This window comes from Bordetella saccharivorans (genome assembly GCF_045862855.1).
Lineage (GTDB): Bacteria > Pseudomonadota > Gammaproteobacteria > Burkholderiales > Burkholderiaceae_B > Bordetella_A > Bordetella_A petrii_F.
Map to the genome: position 1 here is coordinate 3,161,644 of NZ_BAAFZO010000001.1, position 24,982 is coordinate 3,186,625.

Here is a 24,982-nt window from a genome sequence, read left to right on the forward strand (position 1 = left end):
GGGCGGGATCCGCCCGGGCGCATCAGTGGCGCTGGGTTTCCACCTGCACCAGCGGCTCGTTGGAGACGGGGGGCACCGGCTTGCGTTCGCGGCCCAGGCGCGCCGGCGTGTAGCTGGCGGCGATGCGCTGCTGCGTCTGCGCGTGGCGCTCGGGGTCGGTCTCGACCCATTGCAGGCCGGCCGCGCTGACCACCTCGTGCAGGGCTTGGCTGGAGACGGCCGGGGCGGCCGCGGGCACCACGATGGGCTGCGCCGCCGCGGGAGCCGGTGCGGCCGTGACCGCCGGCTCGGCCGGCTGGACGGGCGGCTCGGCCGTTTCGACCGTGACCGGGGCCGGCGCCTCGGCGGGCGCCGCCACGGGGGCCGGTTCGGGGTGCGATACCGGTTCGGCCGCCGCCGGCGCCTGCGCGCTGGCGGTTTCGGGGGCTTCCTCTACCGGAGCGGCGGCTTCCGCCGGAGCGGCGGCCGGGGCTGGTCCGGCCGGGGCCGCCGGCGTGGCGGGAGCCGGCTCGGCGGTGGCCGGGATGCTGGCCGCCGCCGGAGCGACAGGGGCCGGCACGGCGATCTCGGGCGTGCCTTGCGCGACGGCCGCGGCATTGGAGACGTCGGCCAGGTCGGCGGCCGGGGCCTGCAGGGGCGACGGCGTGGCTGCGGCGGCTTCAGTCGCTGCCGGCTCACCGGTCGCGGCATCGGCTTCCTGGGCGTCCTCGGCCTGGCCTTCGGCGCCGGTCGCGGCCAGCTCGTCCTGGCCGCGGCGGCCGCGGCGGCTGCGACGGCGGCGGCGCTTGCGTTCCGGATCGGCGGCGCCTTCAGCGGCTTCCTGGTCGCCAGCCGGAGCTTGCGCGCCCGGAGCCGAGTCGGCTTCGGCCTCGGCCCGTTCCGTCAGGGCGGCGGCAATGGCCGGACCCTGGGCGGCGGGCAAGGCGGTGGCGACCGTTTCCGCCAGGGCGGCGACCATGCTTTCCTGCTCGCTCATGGGCGCGTCCTGCTGCGTGTCCTCGCGCCGGTTGCGGCCACGGCCGCGACGGCCGCGATTGCCGCGGCCGCCGGACGTTTCCTCGGCGGCCTCGGGCGCCAGGGCGCGCTCGGGGCGGGCGGCTTCCCGCTCGCCGCGGGCGGGCCGCTCGGCGCGTTCTTCAGGGCGACGGTTGCCGCGCACGTGGTGGCGGGCGGCGCCTTCGGCCGGCTCGCTGGCCTCGCCGCGCGCCTCGCCCCGGCGATGGCGGCCGCGGTCCGAGCCGTGGCGCTCGCCACGGCGTTCCTGGCCATCATGCGCGCGCTTGCCGCGGGCGGCGCCGGCGCGCTTGGGTTCTTCCTTGGGGGTCTCCGGGGCGGCGGGCTCGGCGCTGCCGCTCAGCCAGCCGACCAGGCGCTTGAACAGGCCGCCGAAGCCGCCTTCGGCGGGCGCGGGCGCTGGGGCGGCCGCGGCCGGCGCCGGGGCCGAGACGGGCGCCGGCTGCGACGGCGTGATGCCCTTGACCAGGGCCTCGGGGCGCGCCTTGACTTCCTGGTCGCGCGGCGCCCAGGCCATGTCGGTCGAGGGGGCCTCGGCCAGTTCGAAGCTGGTCTTCACTTCCTCGAGACGCGGGTCGTCGTGGCGCAGGCGCTCGATGTGGTGGTGCGGGGTTTCCAGGTGCTTGTTGGGGATCAGCACCAGGTTCACTTTCAGGCGGGCCTCCATCTTGGCGATGTCGGAGCGCTTTTCGTTGAGCAGGAAGGTGGCCACGTCGACCGGCACCTGGGCGTGCACCGCCGCGGTGTTTTCCTTCATGGCCTCTTCCTGCAGCAGGCGCAGCACGTGCAGCGCGCTGGATTCCGCGTCGCGGATCACGCCGGTGCCGTTGCAGCGCGGGCAGGTGATGTGCGAACCTTCGTTCAGGGCCGGGCGCAGGCGCTGGCGCGACAGTTCCATCAGGCCGAAGCGCGAGATCTTGCCCATTTGCACGCGGGCGCGGTCGAAATGCAGGGCGTCGCGCAGGCGCTGTTCGACGGCGCGCTGGTTCTTGCCGTCTTCCATGTCGATGAAATCGATCACGATCAGGCCGCCCAGGTCGCGCAGGCGCAGCTGGCGGGCCACTTCATCGGCCGCTTCCAGGTTGGTGCGCAGGGCGGTTTCCTCGATGTCGGAGCCGCGCGTCGAGCGCGCCGAGTTCACGTCGACCGCCACCAGGGCTTCGGTATGGTCGATCACCACCGCGCCGCCCGAGGGCAGTTGCACGGTGCGCGAATACGCGGTCTCGATCTGGTGCTCGATCTGGAAGCGCGAGAAGAGGGGGATGTCGTCGCGGTAGCGCTTGACGCGCTGGACGTTGTCGGGCATCACCACGCTCATGAACGCGGTGGCCTGGTCGGCGATCTCGTCGGTGTCGATGAGGATCTCGCCGATTTCGGGGGAGAAATAGTCGCGGATGGCCCGGATGACCAGGCTGGATTCCAGGTAGATGAGGATCGGCGCGGCGTTGTCGCGGGCGGCGCCGTCGATGGCCGTCCAGAGTTGCAGCAGGTAGGACAAGTCCCATTGCAGTTCTTCGACGCTGCGGCCGATGCCGGCGGTGCGGGCAATGATGCTCATGCCCTGCGGGACTTCCAACTGCTCCATGGTGTCGCGCAGTTCCTGGCGGTCCTCGCCCTCGACGCGGCGCGAGACGCCGCCGCCGCGCGGGTTGTTGGGCATCAGCACCAGGTAGCGGCCGGCCAGCGAAACGAAGGTGGTCAGGGCGGCGCCCTTGTTGCCGCGCTCTTCCTTTTCGACCTGGACGATCAGTTCCTGGCCTTCGCGCAGGGCGTCCTGGATGCGGGCGGTGCGGACGTCGACGCCTTCCTTGAAGTAGCTGCGGGCCACTTCCTTGAACGGCAGGAAGCCGTGGCGGTCTTCGCCGTAGTTGACGAAGCAGGCCTCCAGGCCCGGTTCGATGCGGGTGATGACACCTTTGTAAATATTGCCTTTGCGCTGTTCGCGGCCGGCGGTTTCGATGTCGAGATCGATGAGCTTCTGCCCATCGACGATGGCAACGCGCAGTTCTTCCTGGTGCGTTGCATTGAACAGCATGCGCTTCATGAGTGGGGTTCTCCGTTGTCATGACGCGCCGATATCGGCGCGTGACCTCGGGCCACTCGGGCTGCGGACTGAAGCAGGCAAGAGATGCGGCCGGTTGCCGGGCTGCGCCCAGGCATGGCCGCCGCGGGTCAGGCGGGCACGTCGTGCCGTACGGCACGCGGTTCTGTCAGCAGGGGGGTCAGGTTCACTAAGTGTGGTTGACGGAAGGGTTGCTGTGAACGGCAGGTGCGGCGGGGATCTGCCAGCACGCACCTGGTGCTTTAATTACGCGACGATTCTTGCAGTGCTCCAGAGCCGCTTGCGGCAGGCAACGGACCTGCGGACGGCGGGCAAAGGAGTGCCACACCACCATCCGGCAGGGCGCGGTTGCGCCGGCGACCGAGAGGCCCCGGAGCTGAATGAGCAGGCAGTACAATGGCGGCCCGCGCGCTCGACGGAGACGCGCACAAATGCATCTCTACGCCAGGCGGCTTGTTCAGCCCCTTAAGGCTGTCCCGATTATATGTCGCTTTCCGCAATGCGCAAAGAAACTTCCTCTCCCGCCAGCTCGCCCGCGGTCCGCATGGTCGAGGTGGGGGCCGAGCACGAAGGCCAGCGCATCGATAATTTCCTGCTGCGCCTGTGCAAGGGCGTGCCCAAGAGCCACATCTACAAGGCGATCCGGGCCGGCCAGGTGCGGGTAAACAAGGGACGCATCCAGGCCGATTACCGCGTGGCCGCGGGCGACCTGGTCCGCGTGCCGCCCCTGCGGCTGCCGGCCCCCGGCGAAGCCCGGCCGGTGCCCGGCGCCGAATTCCCGGTCGTCTACGAAGACGATGCGCTGCTGGTGATCGACAAGCCGGCCGGCGTGGCGGTGCATGGCGGCAGCGGCGTCTCGTTCGGCGTGATCGAGCAGCTGCGGGCGGCCCGGCCGCAGGCGCGCTTCCTGGAGCTGGTCCATCGCCTCGACCGCGAGACTTCCGGGCTGCTGATGGTGGCCAAGAAGCGCAGCGCGCTGCTGGCGCTGCACGCCATGCTGCGCGAAGGCAAGGGCGACAAGCACTACCTGGCCCTGGTCGAAGGCGACTGGGTCAACGAGCGGCAGCATATCCGCCTGGCGCTCACCAAATGGACCACCCAGTCGGGCGAGCGGCGCGTGCGGCCCGACCCGGCGGGGCAGGCCGCGCATACCATCGTCACCCTGCGGCAACGCTATGGGGGGTACAGTCTGGTCGATGCCGAATTGCGCACGGGGCGCACGCACCAGATCCGGGTTCACCTGGCGGCCGGTGGCTTTCCCATCGTCGGCGATGATAAATACGGGACGGATGAAGTCCGGGCGCGGTTCGCGCGCCAGGGGTTCGGGCGCATGTTCCTGCATGCGCACCAAGTGACCCTGCCGCATCCGCTCACCGGAGAAACCCTGCGGCTGACGGCGGAACTGCCCGCCGCCTGCCGGAAACTGCTGCAGCAACTGGAGAGCGCTTGAATATGCCCTATTCGCTGGTCGTGTTCGATTGGGACGGCACCTTGATGGATTCCACCAACGGCATCGTGGCCGCCATCCAGGGCGCCTGCCGCGACCTGGACCTGCCCGTGCCGACCGCCTCGGCCGCCAGCTGGGTGATCGGCCTGTCGCTCGAGAGCGCGCTGCGCCGCGCCGTCCCCGAACTGACCCAGGCGATGGTGCCGCGCTTCCTGGAGCGGTACCGTACCCATTATTTGCTGCGCGACCCCGACCTGAAGCTGTTCGACGGCATCGAGCCCCTGCTGGGCGCGCTGGCGGACCGCCAGGTGCGCCTGGCGGTCGCCACCGGCAAAAGCCGCGTGGGGCTGAACCGCGTGCTGGCCGCCACTGGCCTGGGCAGCGTCTTCGACGCCACCCGCACCGCCGACGAGACCTTCAGCAAGCCGCATCCGGCCATGCTGCACGAACTCATGGACGAACTGGGTGTCGAACCGGAACGCGTGGTCATGGTGGGCGACACGTCGCACGACCTGCAGATGGCCACCAATGCGGGCGTCCACGGGCTGGGCGTGGCCTATGGCGCGCACAGCCCGCAGGAACTCGAAGGCTGCCGGCCGCAGGCGGTGGTCGACAGCGTCGCGGCGCTGCGCGAATGGCTGCTGCCGCGCGCGGGCGCCTGAGCCGGCGCGCCACTGGCGTGGAATAGAACGGCCTCGCGTTCGTCTATAACAAGACTCGCTGCGCCCAGCACCAGGAGACTGCCATGTCGATACGCAAGCCCGGCCCCGCGCCGCTCCCTTCTGAAATCACGCCGGAAGCGGTCTGGCAGTCGCGCCGCGCCTGGCTGGCGCGCGCCGGCCTGGCCGCCGCGGCCGCCGGCCTGCCGGGCTGGGCCATGCGCCAGGCCGCCGCCCAGGAAACCGGCGGAGCCGCGTTGCCAGGGCAGCCCAGCCCGCAATTCACGGTCATGGACAAGCAGACGTCGTTCAAGGACGTCACTACCTACAACAACTACTACGAGTTCGGCATCGACAAGGGCGACCCCGCCCAGTACGCCGGCCGGCTGCAGACCCGCCCCTGGACGGTCAGCGTCGAGGGCGAAGTGCTGCGCCCGCGGACATTCGACATCGACGAACTGCTCAAGCTGGCGCCGCTCGAAGAGCGCGTCTACCGCCTGCGCTGCGTCGAGGGCTGGTCCATGGTGATCCCCTGGGTGGGCTATCCGCTGGCGGCGCTGCTCAAGCAGGTGGAGCCCACCGGCAATGCCAGGTATGTCGAGTTCACCACCGTCATGCAGCGCGACAACATGCCGGGCCTGCGCTATCCAGTGCTCGACTGGCCCTATGTCGAAGGCTTGCGCCTCGACGAGGCCATGCATCCGCTGGCGCTGCTGGTCTTCGGCCTGTATGGCAAGGTGCTGCCCAACCAGAACGGCGCGCCGCTGCGCCTGGCGGTGCCCTGGAAATACGGCTTCAAGTCGGCCAAGTCGCTGGTGCGCATCCGCCTGGTCGAGCGCCAGCCCACCAGCTCCTGGATGCAGGCGGCCGCGCGGGAATACGGTTTCTATGCCAACGTGAATCCCGACGTCCCGCACCCGCGCTGGAGCCAGGCCACCGAGCGCCGCATCGGCGAAGACGGCCTGTTCACGCCCAAGCGCAAGACCCTGCTGTTCAACGGCTACGCCGAGCAGGTGGCGGCGCTCTACCAGGGCATGGACCTGAGGGCCAATTACTAGCGCCTGTTGACGCCGGGAAACCCGCATGACGAGGCCCTACTAGCATGGCAGGCACCCAGACCGCCCCGCGCCCGGCGCAGTGGTCGGCCGCGGCAATCGGGCGGTTCAAGCCCATCCTGTTCGCCGCCGGCCTGTTGCCGTTCGCCCGCTGGATCTGGCTGGGCCTGCACGACGGCCTGACCGCCAATCCGGTCGAGTTCCTGACCCGCTCTTCCGGCACCTGGACGCTGGTGTGCCTGCTGGTGACGCTGTCCATCACGCCCCTGCGACGCCTGCTGCGCCAGCCCGCCCTGGTGCGCCTGCGCCGGCCCTGCGGGTTGTTCGCCTTTTTCTACGGCAGCCTGCATTTCCTGGCGTGGGTATGGTGGGACCGCGGGCTGGACCCGGCCTCCATGCTGCGCGACGTGGCCGAGCGTCCCTTCATCACCGCCGGCTTCGCGGCCTTCGTGTGCATGACGGCGCTGGCCGCCACCTCGACACAATGGGCCATGCGCAAGCTGGGCCGCCGCTGGCAGGCGCTGCACCGCGCCGTCTACCTGATCGGGGTGCTGGCCATCGTGCATCTCTGGTGGCACAAGGCTGGCAAGCACGATTTCCAGCAGCCCCTGGCTTACGGGGCCGTGCTGCTGGCGCTGCTGGGCTGGCGCGTGGCGGCCTGGCTGCGGGCGCGCGCCTAGGGGGGGCAGGCCCTAGCCTGGCGCCGGCAGCGCCATCATGATGGCCGCTGTCTCGGCGTCGGGCCGCCCGCTGTAGTCGGCCGGGCGGTAGTGCATCTGGAATGCCGCCAGCACGTTGCGCGTGGCCCGGTCCAGCCGCCCGTGCTGCGGGCAGGCGTAGCCCAGGCGCGCCAGTTGCCGCTGGAACCAGGCCACGTCCGGCGTGCCCTCGCGCTGCAGCGTGATCCAGTGCGAGGCCGCCAGGGCTTCGTCGTACCAGCGGCCGATGCCGGCCTGCGCAAGCCGTTTCCAGGGGAAGAGGGGGCCGGGGTCGGTCTTGCGCTGCGGTGCGATGTCGCTATGGCCCACGATGTTCTCGGGGCGCACATGGTGCCGTGCGAGCAGGTCCTGCAGCAGTCGCACCAATGTCTCGATCTGCGCGTCGGAGTAGGGCTGCCAGGCAGGGGCGCCGCCGGCGCCGTCCCGGCGGCCGGCGTTGACCAGCTCGATGCCGATCGACACCGGGTTCAGCGACACCTGGTCGTACCAGGCGCTCTCGCCCGCATGCCAGGCGCTGCGGGTTTCGTCGACCAGGCGGTAGATGCGCGGCCGCGCATCGTCGGTGATCAGGTAGTGGGTGCTGACGCCGCCGCGCGACAGCAGTTCGAGCGCCCGGTCGCGCCCGGCCGAGGTGTAGTGCAGCACGATATAGCGCACCCGGCTGTCCTGGCTGGCCGCCGTCAGCGACGTGTCGACGTCGAGCTGGTCGGGCGCGCGACTGGCGCATCCGCCCAGCAGCAGCACGGCCGCCGCGAGCGCCACCAGGCGGGCAGGGATGCGCGACCGGCTCATGGGCGGCCGGCCAGGTACAGGAACAGGGTCGGCCGCTTGTCCAGCTCGGGCGCTGGGCGGGTCTTCCATTCAGCGATGCTGTGCGTGCGCACCCATTCGTCGGCGGTCGTCAGGGACCGGGCCACGCACAGGCGCGTGTCGCCGCGCAGCGAGGCCAGCAAGGCGGCGAACATGGCCGCATTGCGGTAGGGTGTTTCGATCAGCAGCTGCGTCTGGTGGTGGCGCGCCGAGAGCTGTTCCCAGGCGCGCAACTGGCGGGCACGCTCGGCGGGGTCGACCGGGGCATAGCCATGGAAGGCGAAGCGCTGGCCGTCCAGGCCGCTGGCCATCAGGCCCAGCAGGATCGACGACGGCCCCACCCAGGGACGCACCGGCACCCCCAGGCGGTGCGCCGCCGCCACTACCGCGGCGCCCGGGTCGGCCACCGCCGGGCAGCCGGCTTCCGAGACCAGGCCGATATCGCGGCCCTGGCGCGCCGGGGCCAGCCATTGCTGTATCTGGCCGGCGCCGGTCTTGTCGGTCAGCGTGTGGATGGTGATTTCCTGCAGGGGGCGCGTCGTGCCGACCTGTTTCAGGAAGGCGCGCGCCGTCTTGGCGTTCTCGGCGATATAGGTATCGAGGCTGCCGGCCAGGGCGCGGGCGTCGGCGGGCAGCCAGCGTTCGGGCGGCGCCTCGCCCAGGCCGACCGGGATCAGGTGCAGGGCGCCGCTCATGCCGCGCCCTGGTTGAGCGGATCCAGGCCGAACGAGGCCAGCATGCCGGTGAGCGCGATCAGCGGCAGGCCGATGATGGCCGTGGGATCGTCGCTTTGGATGGATTCCATCAGCGCAATGCCCAGGCTTTCCGCCTTGGCGCTGCCCGCGGTATCGTAGGGCTCCTCGGCGCGCAGGTAGGCATCGATGGCGGCGTCCGTCAGGGGGCGGAAGCGGCAGCGCGTCACGACATCGGCTTTTTCCACCCGCTCGCCGTCGGTCACCGCCAGGGCGCTATGGAACTCGACCTGGCGGCCGGCCAGCGCCCGCAGCTGGGCCTGGGCGCGGGCGAAATCGCCTGGCTTGCCGATGGGCTGGCCGTCGGCCGTGGCGACCTGGTCGGAGCCGATCACGATGCAGCCCGGATGGCGCGCGGCGATTGCCATCGCCTTGTCGACCGACAGCCGCAGCGCCAGCGCGGCCGGGGTTTCCCCGGCCCGCGGCGTTTCGTCGACATCCGGCGAGATGGCCTCGAATGGCAGGCGTAGCCGGGACAGCAGCTCGCGCCGGTAGCGCGAGCTGGAGGCAAGGATCAGGCGAGGGGGGAAAGTAGGCATGCAAAGTTTGACGATGATACGTAAGTCACGGTATTATCTAACGTTTTGCGGGATTTTTGCAGGAGCCGGGTTTTCTGGCCAGGGCCGTGGTTTGCGCAAGCGGTGTGGTCCTGTGGCTCGCGTTGTCGGCAAAAGCATGTCAGCATGGAGTTCGCATGAGCAAGAATGAACGGACGGAAGCGGCACGGCTGCCCGGTCCGGTTGGCTCGGCTGCGGCGAATACCGTGATCGATGCGTTTGCGCTGGCCCGCAAGGGCGATACGGTACAGGGTACCGTGCCGCTCGCGCGCTTGGCCAGGGCCGTCGAAGGGCTGCCCGGGCAGCCCGGCGGCGAAGCTGGCCTGGTCAAGTGGTCCGTGCGGGGCGAAATCGGCAAGGGCGTGGCCAAGACCGGCATCGCCGCCGGCCAGCCGCTGCTGAACCTGCATGTGCAGGCCAGTCCGGTGCTGGTTTGCCAGCGTTGCAATGCCCCGTTTGCTTATGCGATAGATTCCCGGACAGTGCTGCAGCTGGTCGAGTCCGAAGACGAACTCGACGATGACCTGTCCCTTGATACGCAAGACCCGGATCTCGCGGACTCGCTGCCCGAAAAGGTAGTGGGCTCGCATCGCTTCGATCTGTTGGCCCAGGTCGAAGACGAGCTCATCCTGAGCATTCCATACGTACCCAGGCATGATGAATGCCCGGGCGCGCAGGCCAAAGACGGCGACGCCCCCCGGGCTCCCGCCGCCGAGCGTCCGTCGCCGTTCGCGGTGCTCGAACAACTGAAGCATAAAGATTAGGTCAACATCGGGCCGCATCGCGTACAATGCGGCCCGTTTCTAGGAGTCATCATGGCTGTTCAACAAAACAAGAAGTCCCCGTCCAAGCGCGGCATGCATCGCTCGCACGACTTTCTGGTCAACCCGCCGACGGCGATCGAGCCCAACACGGGCGAAACCCACCTGCGCCACCACATCAGCCCCAACGGCTTCTATCGCGGCCGCAAGGTCCTGAAGACCAAGGCCGACGAGTAAGCCGCGGCGGAGCCCGCTTCCCGGACGATTACGGCAGCGCTGAACTGGCACCCGTGATACGCATCGCCATCGACTGCATGGGCGGCGACTTCGGTCTGCCCGTCACGATTCCGGCCGCCATCGAGTTCGCCCGGAAATTCCCGGACTCCCGGTTGCTGCTGGTCGGCCTGCCCGATGCCATCGAGGCGGCGTTGGCCGAGCACAAGGACGCGCCGCGCGAGCGCCTCGAAATCGTGCCGGCCACCGAGGTCGTCTCCATGGACGACCCGGTGGAGGTCGCCCTGCGCCGCAAGAAGGACTCCTCCATGCGCCTGGCGGCCCAGGCCGTCAAGGACGGCCGCGCCGATGCCTGCGTGTCGGCCGGCAATACCGGCGCCTGGATGGCCATCTCGCGCTACGTGCTCAAGACGCTGGACGGCATCGACCGGCCGGCCATTGCCACGTCCATCCCCAACCAGACCGGCCGCGCCACCACCGTGCTGGATCTTGGCGCCAACGTCGACTGCACGGCCGAACACCTGCTGCAGTTCGCCATCATGGGCGCGGCGCTGACCCAGGCGGTCGATCACCGCGACAATCCTTCGGTGGGCCTGCTGAACATCGGCGAGGAAGTCATCAAGGGCAACGAGGTGGTCAAGGAAGCCGCCGAGCTGCTGCGCCGCAGTCCGCTCAATTTCCAGGGCAACGTCGAGGGCAACGATATCTTCAAGGGCACGGTCGATGTCGTGGTCTGCGACGGCTTCGTCGGCAATGTGGTGCTGAAGTCCGTCGAAGGCCTGGCCAAGATGCTCTCGAGCGTGATCCGCGAGGAATTCAAGCGCAACCTGGTCACGCTGCTGGCGGGCGCCATCGCCAAGCCGGTCCTCAATCGCCTGCGCAACCGCGTCGACAACCGCCGCTACAATGGCGCCGCATTGCTGGGTCTGCGCGGCGTGGTCATCAAGAGCCACGGCTCGGCCGACGTCTACGCCTATGGCTTCGCCCTGCAGCGCGCGCGCGAGGCGGTGGTGAGTAAACTGCAGGAACGCACCGCCCAGGCGGTGGCGCTCATTACCCAGCGCGTCCAGATGGGCGAGGCCGCCGCCGGCGCGCCCGAGGCGGCCGGGGACACCGTTTGATGGATACCGCAATGACTTACGCCGTGATTGCCGGCTCGGGCAGCTTCCTGCCGGAGCGGGTCGTGTCCAACGACGAGCTGGCCGCCGAGCTGGCTACGCGCAACATCGCCACTTCCGACGAGTGGATCGTCGAGCGCACCGGCATTCGCCAGCGGCACCTGGCCGAGCGCGGCGTCACCACCAGCCAGCTGGCCACCGAGGCCGCGCAGCGCGCCATGGCCGACGCCGGCGTGCAGGCCGCCGATCTCGATCTCATCATCGTCGCCACTTCCACGCCCGATTTCGTCTTTCCCAGCACCGCCTGCCTGGTGCAGGCCAACCTGGGCGCCAAGGGTGGCGCCGCCTTCGACGTGCAGGCCGTGTGCAGCGGCTTCGTCTATGCCCTGAGCACCGCCGACGCCTTCATCCGGGCCGGCCGCGCGCGCTGCGCGCTGGTCATCGGCGCCGAGGTTTTCTCCCGCATCCTCGACTGGAACGATCGCCGCACCTGCGTGCTGTTCGGCGATGGCGCGGGGGCGGTCGTGCTCAAGGCTTCCGACCGGCCCGGCATCCTGGCCGCGCATTTGCATGCCGATGGCTCGCAAACCAGCATTCTCTGCGCGGCCGGCAACGTCGCCTATGGCGATGTCACGGGCGACCCGTTCCTGCGCATGGACGGGCAGGCCGTGTTCAAGCAGGCCGTCACGGTGCTCGACCGGTCGGCGCGCGACGTCTGCGCCGAGGCCGGGGTCGACGTGGCCGACGTCGACTGGCTGGTCCCGCACCAGGCCAACGTCCGCATCCTCAATTTCCTGGCGCGCAAGTTGCGTGTTCCCACCGAAAAGGTGGTGATCACCGTCGATTCGCACGCCAACACCTCGGCGGCCAGCGTGCCGCTGGCGCTCGACGCCGCGCGCCGCGATGGGCGCATCAAGCCCGGCCAGCTCGTGCTGATGCAGGGCGTCGGGGGCGGCTTCACCTGGGGTTCGGTCCTGGTGCGCATGTAACGCCGGGCCTGCCGCCCGGGCACCGCGCCCCGAGGTCGGGTTATCCTCATCGATTCTGCATTCAAGTCGATACACTCCATCATGAAAATCGCCTTTGTCTTTCCCGGCCAGGGATCCCAGTCGGTCGGCATGCTCGATGCCTGGGCCGGCAACGTGGCCGTGGCCGATGTCGTGGCCCGGGCCGGCGGGGCGCTCGGCCAGGACCTGGGCGCCCTGATCGCCCAGGGGCCGGCCGAGCAACTCAACCTCACCACCAACACCCAGCCCGCCATGCTGACCGCGGGCCTGGCCGTATTCGCCGCCTGGCGCGCCGCCGGGGGGCGCCTGCCCGACGTGATGGCCGGCCACAGCCTGGGCGAATACGCCGCCCTGGCCGCCGCCGGCGCGCTGGCGCTCGAAGATGCCGTGCGCCTGGTGCGCATCCGCGCCGACGCCATGCAGGCCGCCGTGCCGGTGGGCACGGGCGCCATGGCCGCCATCCTGGGGCTGGACGACGATGCGGTGCGCGCCGCGTGCGCGCAGGCCGCCCAGGGCGAAGTAGTGGAAGCCGTCAACTTCAATGCGCCCGCCCAGGTGGTCATTGCCGGACACAAGGCCGCCGTGGAGCGCGCCTGCGAGGCCGCCAAGGCGGCTGGCGCCAAGCGCGCGCTGCCGTTGCCGGTATCGGCGCCGTTCCATTCCAGCCTGCTGCGTCCGGCCGCCGAAGTGCTGGCCGGCGCGCTGGCGCAGGCCGCGGTGTCCGCACCGCAAGTGCCCGTCATCAACAATGTCGACGTGGCGGCGCCGGCCGAACCCGCCGCGATCCGGGATGCACTGGTGCGGCAGGCATGGCATCCTGTGCGCTGGGTCGAGACCCTGCGCGCCATGAAGGCGCAGGGCGTGACCCATGTCGTGGAATGCGGCCCCGGCAAGGTATTGGCCGGACTGACCAAGCGCATCGACGGCGAGCTCACCGGCCTGTCGATCACCGACCCGGCCTCGCTCGACGCCGCGCTGGCCGCCCTGGGCAGGGACTGACAAAGGCGCGCCCCGTGGCGGGGCGGGCCGCCGACAACGGAAACTGACATGGAAAAACAATCCGCAGATTTGCAGGGCAAGATGGCCCTGGTGACCGGCGCCACGCGCGGCATCGGCAAGGCCATCGCACAGGAACTGGCGGCGCGCGGCGCCGTGGTGGTGGGCACCGCCACCAGCGAGTCCGGCGCGCAGGCCATCACCGATGCGCTGGCGCCCCTGGGCGGACGCGGCGTGGTGCTCGACGTCACCGATGCGCAGGCCTGCGACGCCCTGATCGATGCGCTGGGCAAGGAAACCGGCGGCGGGCCGCACATCCTGGTCAACAACGCCGGCATCACGCGCGACAACCTGGCCATGCGCATGAAGGACGACGACTGGTCGGCAGTCATCGACACGAACCTGGCGGCGGTCTTCCGCCTGTCGCGCGCCGTGCTGCGCGGCATGATGAAAGCCCGCTGGGGCCGCATCATCAATGTGACATCCGTGGTCGGGGCCAGCGGCAACGCCGGCCAGGCCAACTACGCGGCCGCCAAGGCGGGCGTCGCCGGCATGTCGCGGGCGCTGGCGCGCGAACTGGGCAGCCGCAACATCACCGTCAATTGCGTGGCGCCCGGTTTCATCGACACCGACATGACCCGCGCGCTGGGCGAAGACCAGACCGCCGCGCTGCTGCAACAGATTCCCCTGGGGCGGCTGGGGGCGCCCGTTGACATCGCTCATGCGGTGGCCTTTTTATCGAGCCCCCAGGCAGGTTACATTACCGGAACCACCTTGCACGTCAACGGCGGCATGTATATGCAATAAGGCCGCCCCAGAGCGGCCAGCCAGGGGCACACAGTCATTTTTGTCACGGCCGGGCGTTGGCATTCCTCTACGCTTGGCTATAATTCGCGGGATTTTTCCCAATTGGAGATCTGCATGGAAAGCATCGAACAGCGCGTCAAGAAGATCGTCGCTGAACAACTTGGCGTCAACGAAGCCGAGATCAAGAACGAATCCTCCTTCCTTGACGACCTCGGTGCCGATTCGCTCGATATGGTTGAGCTGGTCATGGCGCTCGAAGATGAATTCGAGACCGAGATCCCCGACGAAGAGGCCGAAAAGATCACCACCGTGCAGCAAGCGATTGACTACATCAATTCGCACGGTAAGCAGTAAGCTCAACCTGTATTCTCCCGGACGCCACCGCCTCGCGGGCGCGGCCGGGAAGCGGGGCGGTTTCAGGAGTGCCGTGCGGTCCGTGCGCGGGGACGTCCTAGCGATGTCTCCGCGGTCGGGCGTTCCGCACGTGCAGCGCATCCGAAAACCGCCTTTCTTTTGTCTGTTTTAGGAGTCATCCGTGAAGCGACGAGTCGTCATCACCGGCCTCGGTATCGTGTCGCCCGTGGGCAACGACATTTCCAGCGCCTGGGACAATATCGTCAACGGACGTTCCGGCATCGGCCGCATCACCCGTTTCGATCCTTCGGCCATCACCACGCACATCGCGGGAGAGGTCAAGGATTTCGACGTCACCGCCTACCTGCCCGCCAAGGAAGCCCGCCAGATGGATACCTTCATCCATTACGGCATGGCCGCCGGCATACAGGCATGGCGCGACAGCGGGCTCGAAGTCACCGACGCCAATGCCGAGCGCATCGGCGTGATCGTGGGTTCCGGCATCGGCGGGCTGCCCCGCATCGAGGAAACCCAGACCGAGCTGCTGGCCAAGGGCCCGCGGCGCATTTCGCCGTTCTTCGTGCCGGGCTCGCTCATCAACCTGATCTCCGGCCAGCTGTCCATCATGTTCGGCATGAAGGGCCCCAGCTACGCCGTCGTATCGGCCTGCACCACGGGCCTGCACTGCATCGGCGACGCCGCGCGCCTGATCGAATACGGCGATGCCGACATCATGCTGGCGGGCGGCGCCGAGTCCACGGTGTCGCCGCTGGGCATCGGCGGCTTCGCGGCCATGCGGGCGCTCTCCACGCGCAACGACGACCCCGCCACCGCTTCGCGTCCCTGGGACCGCGATCGCGACGGCTTCGTGCTGGGCGAGGGCGCCGGCGTGCTGGTGCTTGAGGAATACGAACATGCCAAGAAGCGCGGCGCACGCATCTACGGCGAGTTCGCGGGCTATGGCATGAGCTCCGACGCCCACCACATCACCGCTCCCGACAAGGACGGGCCGCGCCGCGGGGTGCTCAACGCCCTGCGCAATGGCGGCATCAACCTCGACGAGGTCGACTACGTCAACGCGCACGGCACGTCCACGCCGCTGGGCGACAAGAACGAGTCCGACGCCCTGAAGCTAGCCTTCGGCGACCATGCCAAGAAACTGGTGGTCAACTCCACCAAGTCCATGACCGGCCACCTGCTGGGCGCCGCGGGTGGCATCGAGGCCGTGTTCACCACCCTGGCGGTCTACCACCAGAAATCGCCTCCCACTATCAACATCTTCAACCAGGATCCGGAATGCGACCTGGATTACTGCGCCAACCAGGCGCGGGACATGAAGATCGACGTGGCGATTTCCAATTCCTTCGGTTTCGGCGGCACCAACGGCTCCATGGCCGTTCGCCGGATCTGATTTGGACTTGCGCCGGGATCTCGGCCGCCGGACGCTGCGCGTGCCGGTGCGCTGCCCGAACAGCGTGGCGCTGCTGGGCCGTACGGCCATGGCGGGCGCCGCGGCCGGCCTCGCGGCGTCCGTCTGGTGGCAGGCGGGGGCTGCCGGGCTGGCGGTCCTGGCCGGCACGGCCGGGGGCGCTGCCATGATTCGCCGGCCGCGCCGCGGCGGCGCATCCGTCCAGGCGGTCCGGGCCGTCGCGGGCACGCGGCGCTGGCAGGTGCGGTGCGCGGGCCAATGGCGCCACGCCACGCTGTCCGGCAGCTGGCGCGGGGCCTGCTGGCTTGACCTGCGGCTGCGGCTCGAGGCCATGCCGGGGTCCGCTGTTACAAATTGCCGGGCCACCGTATGGCGGGCCGGCCTGTCCGCGCCCCGCTGGCGCCGGCTCTGCCTGCTGGCCGGGGCCGCGCAGCGCCTGGCGCCACCCGCCGAGGGGGCGCCATGAGCGAACGCGACGTCGACGCCGAACTGGTCGCCCGCGTCCAGCGCGGCGACAAGAAAGCCTTCGACCTGCTGGTCCTGAAATACCAGCGCAAGATCCTCCGCCTGCTGAGCCGCATGATCCGCGACCCGGCCGAGATCGAGGATGTCGCCCAGGAGGCCTTCATCAAGGCCTACCGGGCCCTGCCGCAGTTCCGCGGCGAAAGCGCTTTTTACACTTGGCTGTATCGTATTGCCGTCAATACGGCCCGGAACTGGCTGGCCTCGGCCGGGCGGCGTCCCAGCGCGCCCAACGCGATCGAGACCGAAGACGGTGAAACTTTTAACGAAACAGACAACCTAACCGATATCAGCACGCCGGAAGCCATGGTCGCCAGCCGCGAGATCGCCGAAACGGTCAACGCGGTCATCGAGGAATTGCCCGAAGAGCTCCGGACCGCTATCGTGCTGCGTGAAATCGAAGGTATGAGTTACGAAGACATCGCCCAGAGCATGGATTGCCCGATTGGTACCGTGCGTTCCCGTATTTTCCGGGCGCGCGAAGCCATTGCCAATCGGTTGCGTCCCCTGCTGGACACCGATGCCGAGCGTCGTTGGTAAGGAGCGGCAGTCATGCAAACAGCAGCCAAATCCGCGGTGGATGCCGATATATCCCTGGAGGAATCGGTCTCTGCCTGGATGGACGGCGAAGCGTCCGAAGACATTTTCCACGATCTCGCCTCCCCGCAGGGCCGCCGAACCTGGGACACCTATCACCTGATCGGCGATGCCCTGCGCAACGCCGACCTGGCCGTCAACCCCAGCGCGGGGTTCCATGCGCGCCTGTCGCGGGCGCTGGACGCCGAATTGCCCATCGTGGCCCCGCAGCGGCGCCGCTCGCCGCTGCGCCTGGGGCTGTCCGGCCTGGCCGTGGTCGCCGCCGTGGCCACCGTGGCCTGGGTGGCGCAGCCGTACATCATGGGCGGCTCGAGCCGGCCGGCCGACACGCGCGTGCTGGCCGACGCGTCGACATCCGAAACCCCCGGCCTGCGCGACTATCTCGAAGCCCATCGCCAGATGGCCGGCCCCAGCGCGGTACGCCAGGTCTCGTTCGATGCCGGAGCCGGACGTTGATCGCACAGTTGCAACAGTTCTGTCGACCCCGCGGCCTGGCCCGCTGGCCCGCCCAAAGCGCCGGCTGGGCCCTGACCGCGGCCTTCCTGGTGGCGCTGGCCGGCCACGAGGCGGCCCGGGCGGCCGAACCGTCCCAGTCCAGCGCGGCCTCCATCCAGCTCCTGTACGACATCCAGCAGGCGGCCCGCAAGCAGGACTACGCCGGGGTGTTCCTGTACCAGCAGGGCGAGGTCATCCAGTCGTCGCGCCTGGTGCACGTCATCGACGGCACGGGCGAGCGCGAGCGGCTCGAGATCCTCGACGGGCAGCCGCGCGAGTACCTGCGCCACAACGACGAAATCCAGTGCCTGATCCCCGAGCGCAAGACGGTCCTCATGGAGCCGCGCCGCGGTGATCGCTTCCCGGGCCTGCTGCTGGGCAATCCCACCGACCTGGCCCAGCATTACGACATCCGCGCCCAGGACAAGCTCCATCGCGTCGCCGACCGCCAGTGCCGCATCGTCACCATCGAGCCGCGCGACGGCCTGCGCTATGGCTATCGCCTGTGCGCCGACGTCGACACCAACCTGCTGCTCAAGGCCCAGACCGTCGATCCCGAGCAGGGCGTGGTGGAGCAGGTATCGTTCACGTCCATCCAGGTGGGCGGCGGCGTCGACCCCGCCGAGCTATCCTCGCGCTGGAGCACGCGCGACTGGAAAGTACTGCAGCCGCGCATCGAGCCGGTCGACCTGGCCGCCCAGGGCTGGCGCATCCCGGCGCCCAGGGGCTTCGTGGCCATGATGCAGGTGAAGCGCTCGATGGGCCGCAGCACGGTCAACCAGCTGGTGCTGTCCGACGGCCTGGCGGCCATTTCGGTGTTCATCGAGCCGTACGACAGCGAGCGCGAGCATCCCATGTCGGCCGGCGCGGCGCGGCGCGGCGCCATCAATATCTACGGCACGCGCATTGCTGATTTCTGGCTGACCGCGCTGGGCGAGGTCCCGGCCGCCACGCTGGAACAGCTCGCCACGTCCACTGAATACGTGCCCGTATCACCTCAATAACAACAAAGCCTGCAAAAGGTTGGGGAATTTTCGGAGTCCTCTCATGAAAACACTTTCAGTGTCGAACTCTTTTTTCCGGCGCTTCCTCCTGGCCCTGCTGGCCGCCGTCATGCTGGCTGGCGCCTACGGGCCCGTGGCGCAGGCCCAGACTCAATCCGCCCCGCCCGCGGTGGCGCTGCCCGATTTCAGCGGCATCATTGCCAAGGTCGATCCCGGCGTCGTGAACATCCGCACCACGGCCAACGTGCCGGTGCGCTCGCCCGGCGGCACCGATCCCTACGAATTGTTCCGCTGGTTCTTCGGCCCCGATTTCCAGCCGCCCGGCATGCCGCCGCAGCAGCAGATGCCGCGCCAGGCCCCCGAGGAACGCAAGGTGCCGCGCGGCGTGGGGTCCGGCTTCTTCATCTCCGAAGACGGCTATATCCTCACCAATAACCACGTCGTCAGCGACGCGGCCGATATCTACGTGACGCTCACCGACGGGCGCGAATTCAAGGCCAAGGTCATCGGCACCGACGAGCGCACCGACGTGGCCCTGATCAAAGTCGACGCGAAGGGCATGACACCGCTGTCCATCGGCAATCCGAAACAGCTCAAGAAGGGCCAGTGGGTACTGGCCATCGGTTCGCCGTTCGGCCTGGATTCCACCGCCACCGCCGGCATCGTCAGCGCCATCGGCCGCGACACCGGCGAATACCTGCCTTTCATCCAGACCGACGTGGCGGTCAACCCGGGCAACTCGGGCGGTCCGCTGCTCAACCTGAACGGTGAAGTGGTCGGCATCAATTCGCAGATCATCTCGCGCAGCGGCGGCTTCATGGGCATTTCGCTGGCGATCCCGATCGACGAGGCCATGCGCGTGGCCGACCAGCTGCGCGCCACCGGCAAGGTGACGCGCGGCCGCATCGGCGTGCAGATCAGCGAAGTCGGCAAGGACGTCGCCGAGGCGATCGGCCTGCCTCGCGCCGAGGGCGCGCTGGTCAGCAACGTCGAGGCCGACGGCCCGGCCGGCGACGCCGGGGTGAAGCCGGGCGACGTGATCACCTCGTTCCATGGCGAGCCGATCAAGCGCTGGTCCGACTTGCCGCGCATCGTCGGCGAGACCAAGCCCGGCACCCGCGCCGACATGGAAGTGTGGCGCCGTGGCAAGACGATCACGCTGTCGGTCAAGGTGGGCGAGCTCACCAGCACGGCCGCGGCCGCCGACGACCAGCAAGAAGCCGTGCCCGAGCAGACCGGCAATGCGCTGGGGCTGGCGGTGGTCGACCTGCCGGCCGACGTCCAGCGCAAGCTTGGCGTCAAGGGCGGGGTACAGGTGCGCGTCGCCGACGGCCCGGCCGCCATGGCGGGCCTGCGGCCGGGCGACATCGTGCTGGCCGTCAACAACACCGACGTGACCGGCGCCAGCCAGTTCCACGACCTGGTCAAGCGCCTGCCGAAGGGCAAGGCGGCCGGCTTGCTGGTGCGCCGCGGCGAGCAGACCCAGTGGGTGGCGGTAGAGCCGTCCAAATAAACCGCAAGACCAGCTAAAATGGCTGGTTGCCGCAAAAAGGGGGCGCCATGCGCCCCCTCGTTTTTGGCCCGCCGCCGGGCGGGCGCACGCGCCGGTCCCGCGCGATTTGTCCCTTTTTAATCCACCCTATGCAGCATATCCGCAATTTTTCCATCATTGCCCATATCGATCATGGCAAATCGACCCTGGCCGATCGCCTGATCCAGCGTTGCGGCGGATTGGCGGCGCGCGAAATGTCCGCGCAGGTGCTGGATTCCATGGACATCGAGCGCGAACGCGGCATCACCATCAAGGCCCAGACCGCGGCCTTGCAGTACCAGGCCCAGGATGGCAAGGTCTACAACCTGAACCTGATCGACACCCCGGGCCACGTGGACTTCTCGTACGAAGTCAGCCGTTCGCTGTCGGCGTGCGAGGGCGCGCTGCTGGTGGTGGATGCCTCGCAGGGCGTCGAGGCCCAGACGGTGGCCAATTGCTATACCGCCATCGAACTGGGCGTCGAGGTGCTGCCCGTATTGAACAAGATGGACCTGCCCCAGGCCGACCCCGATGCCGCACGCCAGGAAGTCGAGGACGTCATCGGCATCGATGCCTCGCAGGCGGTGCTGGCCAGCGCCAAGACCGGCCAGGGCATCGACGAGATCCTCGAAACCATCGTGGCGCGCGTGCCGCCGCCCCAGGGCGATCCCGACGCGCCGCTGCAGGCGCTGATCATCGATTCCTGGTTCGACAACTACGTCGGCGTGGTCATGCTGGTGCGCATCATCAACGGCGTGCTGCGTCCCAAGGACAAGATCCTGCTGATGGCCTCCGGCGCCACCCACCTGTGCGAGCAGACCGGCGTGTTCACGCCCAAGTCGCAGCCACGCGCCGAATTGTCGGCCGGCGAGGTGGGCTTCGTCATCGCCGGCATCAAGGAACTGGCCCACGCCAAAGTGGGCGATACCATCACCCTGGCCGGCAAGCCGGCCTCCAGCCCGCTGCCCGGCTTCAAGGAAGTCAAGCCGCAGGTGTTCGCCGGCCTGTATCCGGTCGAAAGTTCGGAATACGACCAACTGCGCGATTCGCTCGAGAAGCTCAAGCTCAACGACGCGGCGCTGATGTTCGAGCCCGAGGTTTCGCAGGCGCTCGGCTTCGGTTTCCGTTGCGGCTTCCTGGGGCTGCTGCACATGGAGATCGTGCAGGAACGCCTGGAGCGCGAATTCGACATGGACATCATCACCACCGCGCCGTCGGTGGTATATGAAGTCGAGCAGCGCGACGGCAGCCTCGAGGTCATCGACAGCCCGTCGCGCATGCCGGAGATCGGCAAGATCGCCGACATCCGCGAGCCCATCGTCAAGGTGACGCTGTTCATGCCCCAGGAATACGTGGGGCCGGTCATGACGCTGTGCAACAACAAGCGCGGCGTGCAGATCAACATGAGCTATCACGGGCGCCAGGTGCACCTGACCTACGAGATCCCGCTGGCCGAGATCGTGCTCGATTTCTTCGACCGGCTCAAATCCGTGTCGCGCGGCTACGCCTCGATGGACTACGAGTTCCTCGAGTACCGCTCGGCCGACGTGGTCCGGGTCGACCTGCTCATCAACGGCGACAAGGTCGATGCGCTGGCCATGATCGTGCACCGCGCCAATGCCCGGCATCGGGCCCGCGACGTGGTCACCCGCATGCGGGGCCTGATCCCGCGCCAGATGTTCGACGTGGCCATCCAGGCGGCCATCGGCGCCGAAGTCATCGCGCGCGAGAACGTCAAGGCATTGCGCAAGAACGTGCTGGCCAAGTGCTACGGCGGCGACATCACCCGCAAGAAGAAACTGCTCGAAAAGCAGAAGGCCGGCAAGAAACGCATGAAGCAGGTTGGCAGCGTAGAAATCCCGCAAGAGGCTTTCCTGGCCATTCTGCAAGTCGAAGACAAGTAGCGATAAAAGGCGGCATAACCCATGAGTTGGAATTTTGCACTGATACTTTTTGTGCTGCTGGTAGTAACCGGCGTCATCTGGGCCCTGGATATCGCGGTATTGCGGCGCCGGCGCGCGCAACGCGGCCAGGCGGCCGCCGCGGCGACCGACACCAGCCATGCCGCGGATCCCCAGGAAGCGGCGCGCCTGCGCCAGGAAGCCACCTCGGCCGCCACCCGCGTGCCGTGGTGGGTCGAATACGCGGTCAGCTTCTTCCCGGTGATCCTGTTCGTGTTCGTGCTGCGCTCGTTCGTGGTGGAGCCGTTCCGCATCCCGTCGGGTTCGATGCTGCCCACGCTGCAATCGGGCGATCTCATCCTGGTCAACAAATTCAGCTATGGCATACGCCTGCCCATCGTCGACCAGAAGATCATCGACGTGGGCTCGCCGCAGCGCGGCGACGTGGTGGTGTTCCGCTATCCCGTCGACCCCGCGGTCGACTACATCAAGCGCATCGTCGGCCTGCCGGGCGACGAGGTCGCCTACGTGGACAAGAAGCTCTACGTCAATGGCCAACTCGTGCCGCACAGTGCCGACGGCCAGTATTTCGAGCCGGACCGGGTTTCTTATATTGCCCAGTATAAAGAGAAATTGGGCGAAATTGAGCACAAAATCCTGCTTGATGAAGGCAAATCGCAGATTTACGGCCCGATCTGGAAATTTCCGAACCTGAAGAACTGCGATTACGCCCGTAATGGAGTACGCTGCAAAGTGCCTGAAGGCCATTATTTCGCCATGGGCGACAACCGGGACAACAGCGCCGACAGCCGCTACTGGGGGTTCGTCCCTGACGCTAATATCGTCGGGAAGGCATTCTTCGTCTGGATGAACTTCAGCGACCTCAGCCGTATCGGCAGCTTTAATTGACATGTCCCTCGCCACGCTGGAAACCCGCCTGGATCACCGCTTCGGCAACCCCGCCCTGCTCGAGCAGGCGCTGACGCACCGAAGCCACAGCGCTCGCCACAACGAGCGCCTGGAGTTCCTGGGTGATTCCGTGCTGAATTTCGTCGTGGCGGCCATGTTGTTCGAACGTTTTCCCAAGCTCGACGAAGGCGATCTGTCGCGGCTGCGGGCCAACCTGGTCAAGCAGGCGTCGCTGGCCGACATCGGCCAGCGGCTGGAACTCTCGCAACACCTGCGCCTGGGCGAGGGCGAGCTCAAGAGCGGCGGCTTTCGCCGCCCATCCATCCTGGCCGACGCGGTCGAGGCGATTTTCGGCGCCACGTTCCTGGACGCCGGCTTCGAGGCGGCGCGCAAAGTCATCGTGCGCCAGTACCAGCCGGTGCTGGCCAGCGTCGACCCCAAGACGCTCGGCAAGGACGCCAAGACCCTGTTGCAGGAATTCCTGCAGGGCCGCAAGCTGGCCCTGCCGCTGTACACCGTGGTGGCCACCCATGGCGCCGCGCACAGCCAGCAATTCGAGGTCGAATGCGCCATTCCGGCGCTTGAGATCAAAGTCGTGGCGCCCGGCGCCAGCCGGCGCGCGGCCGAGCAATCGGCCGCCAAGCTGGCGCTCGAGGCCGCCCAGACCATCAGCCCGGCCAGCCGTGCCGCGCGCAAGTCCGGCAAGGCGCGCAAAACCGCGCAACTGTCGCTGCCCGTGGCGGTTGCCCAAGAGGTCAAATGAGCGATACCCCTTTCCGGACCGGCTTCGTGGCCGTGGTCGGCCGTCCCAATGTCGGCAAGTCGACGCTCACCAACGCCCTGATCGGCTCGAAGATCTCCATCGTGTCGCGCAAGGCGCAGACTACCCGGCACCGCATCCATGGCGTGCTGACGCGCGAGCGCGAGCAGTTCGTGTTCGTCGACACGCCGGGTTTCCAGACGCGCCACGGCGGCGCCATGAACCGCATGATGAACCGGGTGGTCACGCAGGCGCTGGCCGAAGTGGACGTCGTGGTGCATGTGGTCGAGGCGGGCAAGTGGACCGACGGCGACGCCAAGCTGCTGCCGCTGCTGCCCGATCCGCGCCGGACCATCCTGGTGGTCAGCAAGATCGACGCGCTCAAGCGCCGCGACGAGCTTTATCCGTTCGTCTCCAGGATCGTCGCCCAGCATCCCTATGATGCCGTGGTGCCGGTCAGCGCCGCCAAGAACCAGCAACTCGGCGAGCTGCTCGACGAGATCGCCAGCCGCCTGCCCGAGGGCGAGCCGCTGTTCGAGGAAGACACGCTGACGGACCGGCCGGTGCGCTTCATCGCCGCCGAGCTGCTGCGCGAGAAGATCTTCCGCCTGGTGGGCGACGAACTGCCCTACGGCTGTACCGTCGTCATCGAGCAATGGGAGGAAACCGACCAGAACGCCCGCGTGGCCGCCTGTGTCGTGGTCGAGCGCGACAGCCACCGGCCCATCCTGCTGGGCGCCGGCGGCGCGCACATGAAGCGCATCGCCACCGAGGCGCGCCAGGACATCGCCAAGCTGCTCGACAAGCCGGTGCACCTGGAGGTCTATATCAAGGTGCGCAAGGGCTGGTCGGACCGCGAAAGCGCGCTGCGCGACCTGGGCTATGAGTAGACGGGCGCACCGCGTCCAGGATTGCGCCGCCTATATGCTCCACGCCACCGCGTGGCGCGAGACATCCCTGATCGTCCAGAGTTTTTCCCGCGAACACGGCTGCGTGGCGCTGGTGGCCAAGGGCGCCAAGCGCCCGTATTCGGTGTTGCGGCCGGTGCTGTCGGCCTTCCAGCCGCTGCTGCTGTCCTGGAGCGGCGCCGGCGAGGTGAAGACGCTGACCCGCGCCGAGGTCGCCGGGCTGCGCGCGCTGACCGGCACGGGCCTGATGTCGGCCTGGTACATGAACGAACTGCTGCTGCGCCTGCTGCCGCGCGAAGACGCCCACCCGGCGTTGTTCGACGCCTACGACACCGCCTTGCAGCAACTGGCGGGCGGGACGCGGGCGGCTGGCGCGTTGCGGCGCTTCGAATGGACCCTGCTGCGCGAGACGGGCTACGGCATCGACGAGGCCGAGCCGGATTTCGACGATCCCGCCATCGAACCGGCGCTGCGGCGCGACCTGCGCGAACGGCTGGCCGCAAACCTGGCCGGCCGGCCCCTGTCGACGCGGCGGGTGCTGCTGGACCTGCAGCGGATCTGACCACGGCGCGCC

General features: G+C 68.4%; 26 protein-coding genes. 22 read left to right on the forward strand and 4 right to left on the reverse strand.

The window, feature by feature from the left end; all coding sequences use genetic code 11:
* Nucleotides 1–22: 22 nt before the first annotated feature.
* On the reverse strand, nucleotides 23–3,058 hold the full coding sequence (locus ACKTT0_RS15190) for an Rne/Rng family ribonuclease (protein WP_407850676.1): 3,036 nt from the start codon (nucleotides 3,056–3,058) through the stop codon (nucleotides 23–25).
* A gap of 502 nt (nucleotides 3,059–3,560) precedes the next feature.
* On the opposite strand from ACKTT0_RS15190, the gene ACKTT0_RS15195 reads away from it, so the two are divergent.
* The 4 genes from ACKTT0_RS15195 (at nucleotide 3,561) to msrQ (ending at nucleotide 6,917) form a co-directional block, all read left to right on the forward strand.
* A complete protein-coding gene (locus ACKTT0_RS15195; protein ID WP_407850677.1) occupies nucleotides 3,561–4,526 on the forward strand; it encodes an RluA family pseudouridine synthase in 966 nt (321 codons plus the stop codon).
* Nucleotides 4,527–4,528: 2 nt separating this feature from the next.
* Entirely contained in the window at nucleotides 4,529–5,185 is a 657-nt protein-coding gene (locus tag ACKTT0_RS15200; RefSeq protein WP_407852437.1) for an HAD family hydrolase, read from the forward strand.
* Nucleotides 5,186–5,268: 83 nt separating this feature from the next.
* On the forward strand, nucleotides 5,269–6,240 hold the full coding sequence (gene msrP / locus ACKTT0_RS15205; RefSeq protein ID WP_407850678.1) for a protein-methionine-sulfoxide reductase catalytic subunit MsrP: 972 nt from the start codon (nucleotides 5,269–5,271) through the stop codon (nucleotides 6,238–6,240).
* A gap of 44 nt (nucleotides 6,241–6,284) precedes the next feature.
* Nucleotides 6,285–6,917: a protein-methionine-sulfoxide reductase heme-binding subunit MsrQ gene (gene msrQ / locus ACKTT0_RS15210; protein ID WP_407850679.1), complete on the forward strand. Its 633-nt coding sequence runs from the start codon at nucleotides 6,285–6,287 to the stop codon at nucleotides 6,915–6,917.
* Between the two features lie 12 nt (nucleotides 6,918–6,929).
* Here the strand turns inward: msrQ and ACKTT0_RS15215 are convergent, their stop codons facing one another.
* From ACKTT0_RS15215 to ACKTT0_RS15225, 3 genes are read right to left on the reverse strand one after another with little or no spacing between them, the layout of a single operon-like run.
* Entirely contained in the window at nucleotides 6,930–7,748 is an 819-nt protein-coding gene (locus ACKTT0_RS15215; protein ID WP_407850680.1) for an N-acetylmuramoyl-L-alanine amidase, read from the reverse strand.
* The gene (locus ACKTT0_RS15220; RefSeq protein WP_407850681.1) at nucleotides 7,745–8,461 is read right to left on the reverse strand and encodes an SAM-dependent methyltransferase; all 717 of its coding nucleotides are present in this window, start codon (nucleotides 8,459–8,461) and stop codon (nucleotides 7,745–7,747) included. Before ACKTT0_RS15220 ends, ACKTT0_RS15215 begins: the two co-directional genes overlap by 4 nt.
* Nucleotides 8,458–9,057, reverse strand: coding sequence for a Maf family nucleotide pyrophosphatase (locus ACKTT0_RS15225; RefSeq protein ID WP_407850682.1), 600 nt, complete (start codon nucleotides 9,055–9,057; stop codon nucleotides 8,458–8,460). Before ACKTT0_RS15225 ends, ACKTT0_RS15220 begins: the two co-directional genes overlap by 4 nt.
* A 155-nt stretch (nucleotides 9,058–9,212) precedes the next feature.
* On the opposite strand from ACKTT0_RS15225, the gene ACKTT0_RS15230 reads away from it, so the two are divergent.
* From ACKTT0_RS15230 to recO, 18 genes are all read left to right on the forward strand, one after another.
* Nucleotides 9,213–9,839: a YceD family protein gene (locus ACKTT0_RS15230; protein WP_407850683.1), complete on the forward strand. Its 627-nt coding sequence runs from the start codon at nucleotides 9,213–9,215 to the stop codon at nucleotides 9,837–9,839.
* A gap of 51 nt (nucleotides 9,840–9,890) precedes the next feature.
* A complete protein-coding gene (gene rpmF / locus ACKTT0_RS15235; protein ID WP_025517921.1) occupies nucleotides 9,891–10,073 on the forward strand; it encodes a 50S ribosomal protein L32 in 183 nt (60 codons plus the stop codon).
* Nucleotides 10,074–10,126: 53 nt separating this feature from the next.
* Entirely contained in the window at nucleotides 10,127–11,191 is a 1,065-nt protein-coding gene (gene plsX, locus ACKTT0_RS15240; RefSeq protein ID WP_407850684.1) for a phosphate acyltransferase PlsX, read from the forward strand.
* A complete protein-coding gene (locus ACKTT0_RS15245; protein WP_407850685.1) occupies nucleotides 11,191–12,177 on the forward strand; it encodes a beta-ketoacyl-ACP synthase III in 987 nt (328 codons plus the stop codon). The genes plsX and ACKTT0_RS15245 overlap by 1 nt, the downstream gene beginning before the upstream one ends.
* A gap of 81 nt (nucleotides 12,178–12,258) precedes the next feature.
* Complete coding sequence (gene fabD, locus ACKTT0_RS15250) at nucleotides 12,259–13,194, forward strand: ACP S-malonyltransferase (protein WP_407850686.1); 936 nt, start codon at nucleotides 12,259–12,261, stop codon at nucleotides 13,192–13,194.
* A 48-nt stretch (nucleotides 13,195–13,242) separates the two neighbouring features.
* Nucleotides 13,243–13,998 carry a 3-oxoacyl-ACP reductase FabG gene (gene fabG, locus ACKTT0_RS15255; protein WP_407850687.1) on the forward strand — a complete coding sequence of 252 codons (756 nt, stop codon included), beginning with the start codon at nucleotides 13,243–13,245 and terminating at the stop codon, nucleotides 13,996–13,998.
* Between the two features lie 114 nt (nucleotides 13,999–14,112).
* On the forward strand, nucleotides 14,113–14,352 hold the full coding sequence (acpP, locus tag ACKTT0_RS15260; protein WP_003813816.1) for an acyl carrier protein: 240 nt from the start codon (nucleotides 14,113–14,115) through the stop codon (nucleotides 14,350–14,352).
* Between the two features lie 181 nt (nucleotides 14,353–14,533).
* The gene (fabF, locus tag ACKTT0_RS15265) at nucleotides 14,534–15,763 is read left to right on the forward strand and encodes a beta-ketoacyl-ACP synthase II (RefSeq protein ID WP_407850688.1); all 1,230 of its coding nucleotides are present in this window, start codon (nucleotides 14,534–14,536) and stop codon (nucleotides 15,761–15,763) included.
* Nucleotide 15,764: 1 nt separating this feature from the next.
* On the forward strand, nucleotides 15,765–16,247 hold the full coding sequence (locus ACKTT0_RS15270; RefSeq protein WP_407850689.1) for a hypothetical protein: 483 nt from the start codon (nucleotides 15,765–15,767) through the stop codon (nucleotides 16,245–16,247).
* Nucleotides 16,244–16,843 carry an RNA polymerase sigma factor RpoE gene (gene rpoE / locus ACKTT0_RS15275; RefSeq protein ID WP_028356357.1) on the forward strand — a complete coding sequence of 200 codons (600 nt, stop codon included), beginning with the start codon at nucleotides 16,244–16,246 and terminating at the stop codon, nucleotides 16,841–16,843. The genes ACKTT0_RS15270 and rpoE overlap by 4 nt, the downstream gene beginning before the upstream one ends.
* 12 nt (nucleotides 16,844–16,855) lie before the next feature.
* The gene (locus tag ACKTT0_RS15280) at nucleotides 16,856–17,356 is read left to right on the forward strand and encodes a sigma-E factor negative regulatory protein (RefSeq protein ID WP_407850690.1); all 501 of its coding nucleotides are present in this window, start codon (nucleotides 16,856–16,858) and stop codon (nucleotides 17,354–17,356) included.
* The gene (locus ACKTT0_RS15285) at nucleotides 17,353–18,399 is read left to right on the forward strand and encodes a MucB/RseB C-terminal domain-containing protein (protein ID WP_407850691.1); all 1,047 of its coding nucleotides are present in this window, start codon (nucleotides 17,353–17,355) and stop codon (nucleotides 18,397–18,399) included. The genes ACKTT0_RS15280 and ACKTT0_RS15285 overlap by 4 nt, the downstream gene beginning before the upstream one ends.
* Nucleotides 18,400–18,442: 43 nt before the next feature.
* Nucleotides 18,443–19,912, forward strand: a complete 1,470-nt coding sequence (locus ACKTT0_RS15290; protein ID WP_407850692.1) for a DegQ family serine endoprotease — start codon at nucleotides 18,443–18,445, stop codon at nucleotides 19,910–19,912.
* A gap of 128 nt (nucleotides 19,913–20,040) precedes the next feature.
* Nucleotides 20,041–21,834, forward strand: a complete 1,794-nt coding sequence (lepA, locus tag ACKTT0_RS15295) for a translation elongation factor 4 (protein ID WP_407850693.1) — start codon at nucleotides 20,041–20,043, stop codon at nucleotides 21,832–21,834.
* 21 nt (nucleotides 21,835–21,855) lie between these two features.
* Nucleotides 21,856–22,740, forward strand: coding sequence for a signal peptidase I (lepB, locus tag ACKTT0_RS15300; RefSeq protein WP_407850694.1), 885 nt, complete (start codon nucleotides 21,856–21,858; stop codon nucleotides 22,738–22,740).
* A 1-nt stretch (nucleotide 22,741) separates the two neighbouring features.
* A complete protein-coding gene (rnc, locus tag ACKTT0_RS15305) occupies nucleotides 22,742–23,503 on the forward strand; it encodes a ribonuclease III (RefSeq protein ID WP_028356351.1) in 762 nt (253 codons plus the stop codon).
* Nucleotides 23,500–24,390 (forward strand): GTPase Era, encoded by an 891-nt coding sequence (gene era / locus ACKTT0_RS15310; RefSeq protein ID WP_407850695.1) that lies wholly within the window; start codon nucleotides 23,500–23,502, stop codon nucleotides 24,388–24,390. The genes rnc and era overlap by 4 nt, the downstream gene beginning before the upstream one ends.
* Complete coding sequence (recO, locus tag ACKTT0_RS15315) at nucleotides 24,383–24,970, forward strand: DNA repair protein RecO (protein ID WP_407850696.1); 588 nt, start codon at nucleotides 24,383–24,385, stop codon at nucleotides 24,968–24,970. The genes era and recO overlap by 8 nt, the downstream gene beginning before the upstream one ends.
* The last annotated feature ends 12 nt before the right edge of the window (nucleotides 24,971–24,982 follow it).

Bases quoted from the DNA above. Each gene is read 5' to 3' on its own strand.
- msrQ (WP_407850679.1), top strand. From the start codon at position 6,285: ATGGCAGGCACCCAGACCGCCCCGCGCCCGGCGCAGTGGTCGGCCGCG.
- fabG (WP_407850687.1), top strand. From the start codon at position 13,243: ATGGAAAAACAATCCGCAGATTTGCAGGGCAAGATGGCCCTGGTGACC.
- acpP (WP_003813816.1), top strand. From the start codon at position 14,113: ATGGAAAGCATCGAACAGCGCGTCAAGAAGATCGTCGCTGAACAACTT.
- fabD (WP_407850686.1), top strand. From the start codon at position 12,259: ATGAAAATCGCCTTTGTCTTTCCCGGCCAGGGATCCCAGTCGGTCGGC.
- ACKTT0_RS15280 (WP_407850690.1), top strand. From the start codon at position 16,856: ATGCAAACAGCAGCCAAATCCGCGGTGGATGCCGATATATCCCTGGAG.
- ACKTT0_RS15225 (WP_407850682.1), bottom strand. From the start codon at position 9,057: ATGCCTACTTTCCCCCCTCGCCTGATCCTTGCCTCCAGCTCGCGCTAC.
- lepB (WP_407850694.1), top strand. From the start codon at position 21,856: ATGAGTTGGAATTTTGCACTGATACTTTTTGTGCTGCTGGTAGTAACC.
- era (WP_407850695.1), top strand. From the start codon at position 23,500: ATGAGCGATACCCCTTTCCGGACCGGCTTCGTGGCCGTGGTCGGCCGT.
- ACKTT0_RS15230 (WP_407850683.1), top strand. From the start codon at position 9,213: ATGAGCAAGAATGAACGGACGGAAGCGGCACGGCTGCCCGGTCCGGTT.
- recO (WP_407850696.1), top strand. From the start codon at position 24,383: ATGAGTAGACGGGCGCACCGCGTCCAGGATTGCGCCGCCTATATGCTC.
- ACKTT0_RS15195 (WP_407850677.1), top strand. From the start codon at position 3,561: ATGTCGCTTTCCGCAATGCGCAAAGAAACTTCCTCTCCCGCCAGCTCG.
- ACKTT0_RS15220 (WP_407850681.1), bottom strand. From the start codon at position 8,461: ATGAGCGGCGCCCTGCACCTGATCCCGGTCGGCCTGGGCGAGGCGCCG.
- ACKTT0_RS15215 (WP_407850680.1), bottom strand. From the start codon at position 7,748: ATGAGCCGGTCGCGCATCCCTGCCCGCCTGGTGGCGCTCGCGGCGGCC.
- rnc (WP_028356351.1), top strand. From the start codon at position 22,742: ATGTCCCTCGCCACGCTGGAAACCCGCCTGGATCACCGCTTCGGCAAC.
- rpoE (WP_028356357.1), top strand. From the start codon at position 16,244: ATGAGCGAACGCGACGTCGACGCCGAACTGGTCGCCCGCGTCCAGCGC.
- lepA (WP_407850693.1), top strand. From the start codon at position 20,041: ATGCAGCATATCCGCAATTTTTCCATCATTGCCCATATCGATCATGGC.
- ACKTT0_RS15200 (WP_407852437.1), top strand. From the start codon at position 4,529: ATGCCCTATTCGCTGGTCGTGTTCGATTGGGACGGCACCTTGATGGAT.
- ACKTT0_RS15290 (WP_407850692.1), top strand. From the start codon at position 18,443: ATGAAAACACTTTCAGTGTCGAACTCTTTTTTCCGGCGCTTCCTCCTG.
- msrP (WP_407850678.1), top strand. From the start codon at position 5,269: ATGTCGATACGCAAGCCCGGCCCCGCGCCGCTCCCTTCTGAAATCACG.
- ACKTT0_RS15190 (WP_407850676.1), bottom strand. From the start codon at position 3,058: ATGAAGCGCATGCTGTTCAATGCAACGCACCAGGAAGAACTGCGCGTT.
- ACKTT0_RS15245 (WP_407850685.1), top strand. From the start codon at position 11,191: ATGGATACCGCAATGACTTACGCCGTGATTGCCGGCTCGGGCAGCTTC.
- rpmF (WP_025517921.1), top strand. From the start codon at position 9,891: ATGGCTGTTCAACAAAACAAGAAGTCCCCGTCCAAGCGCGGCATGCAT.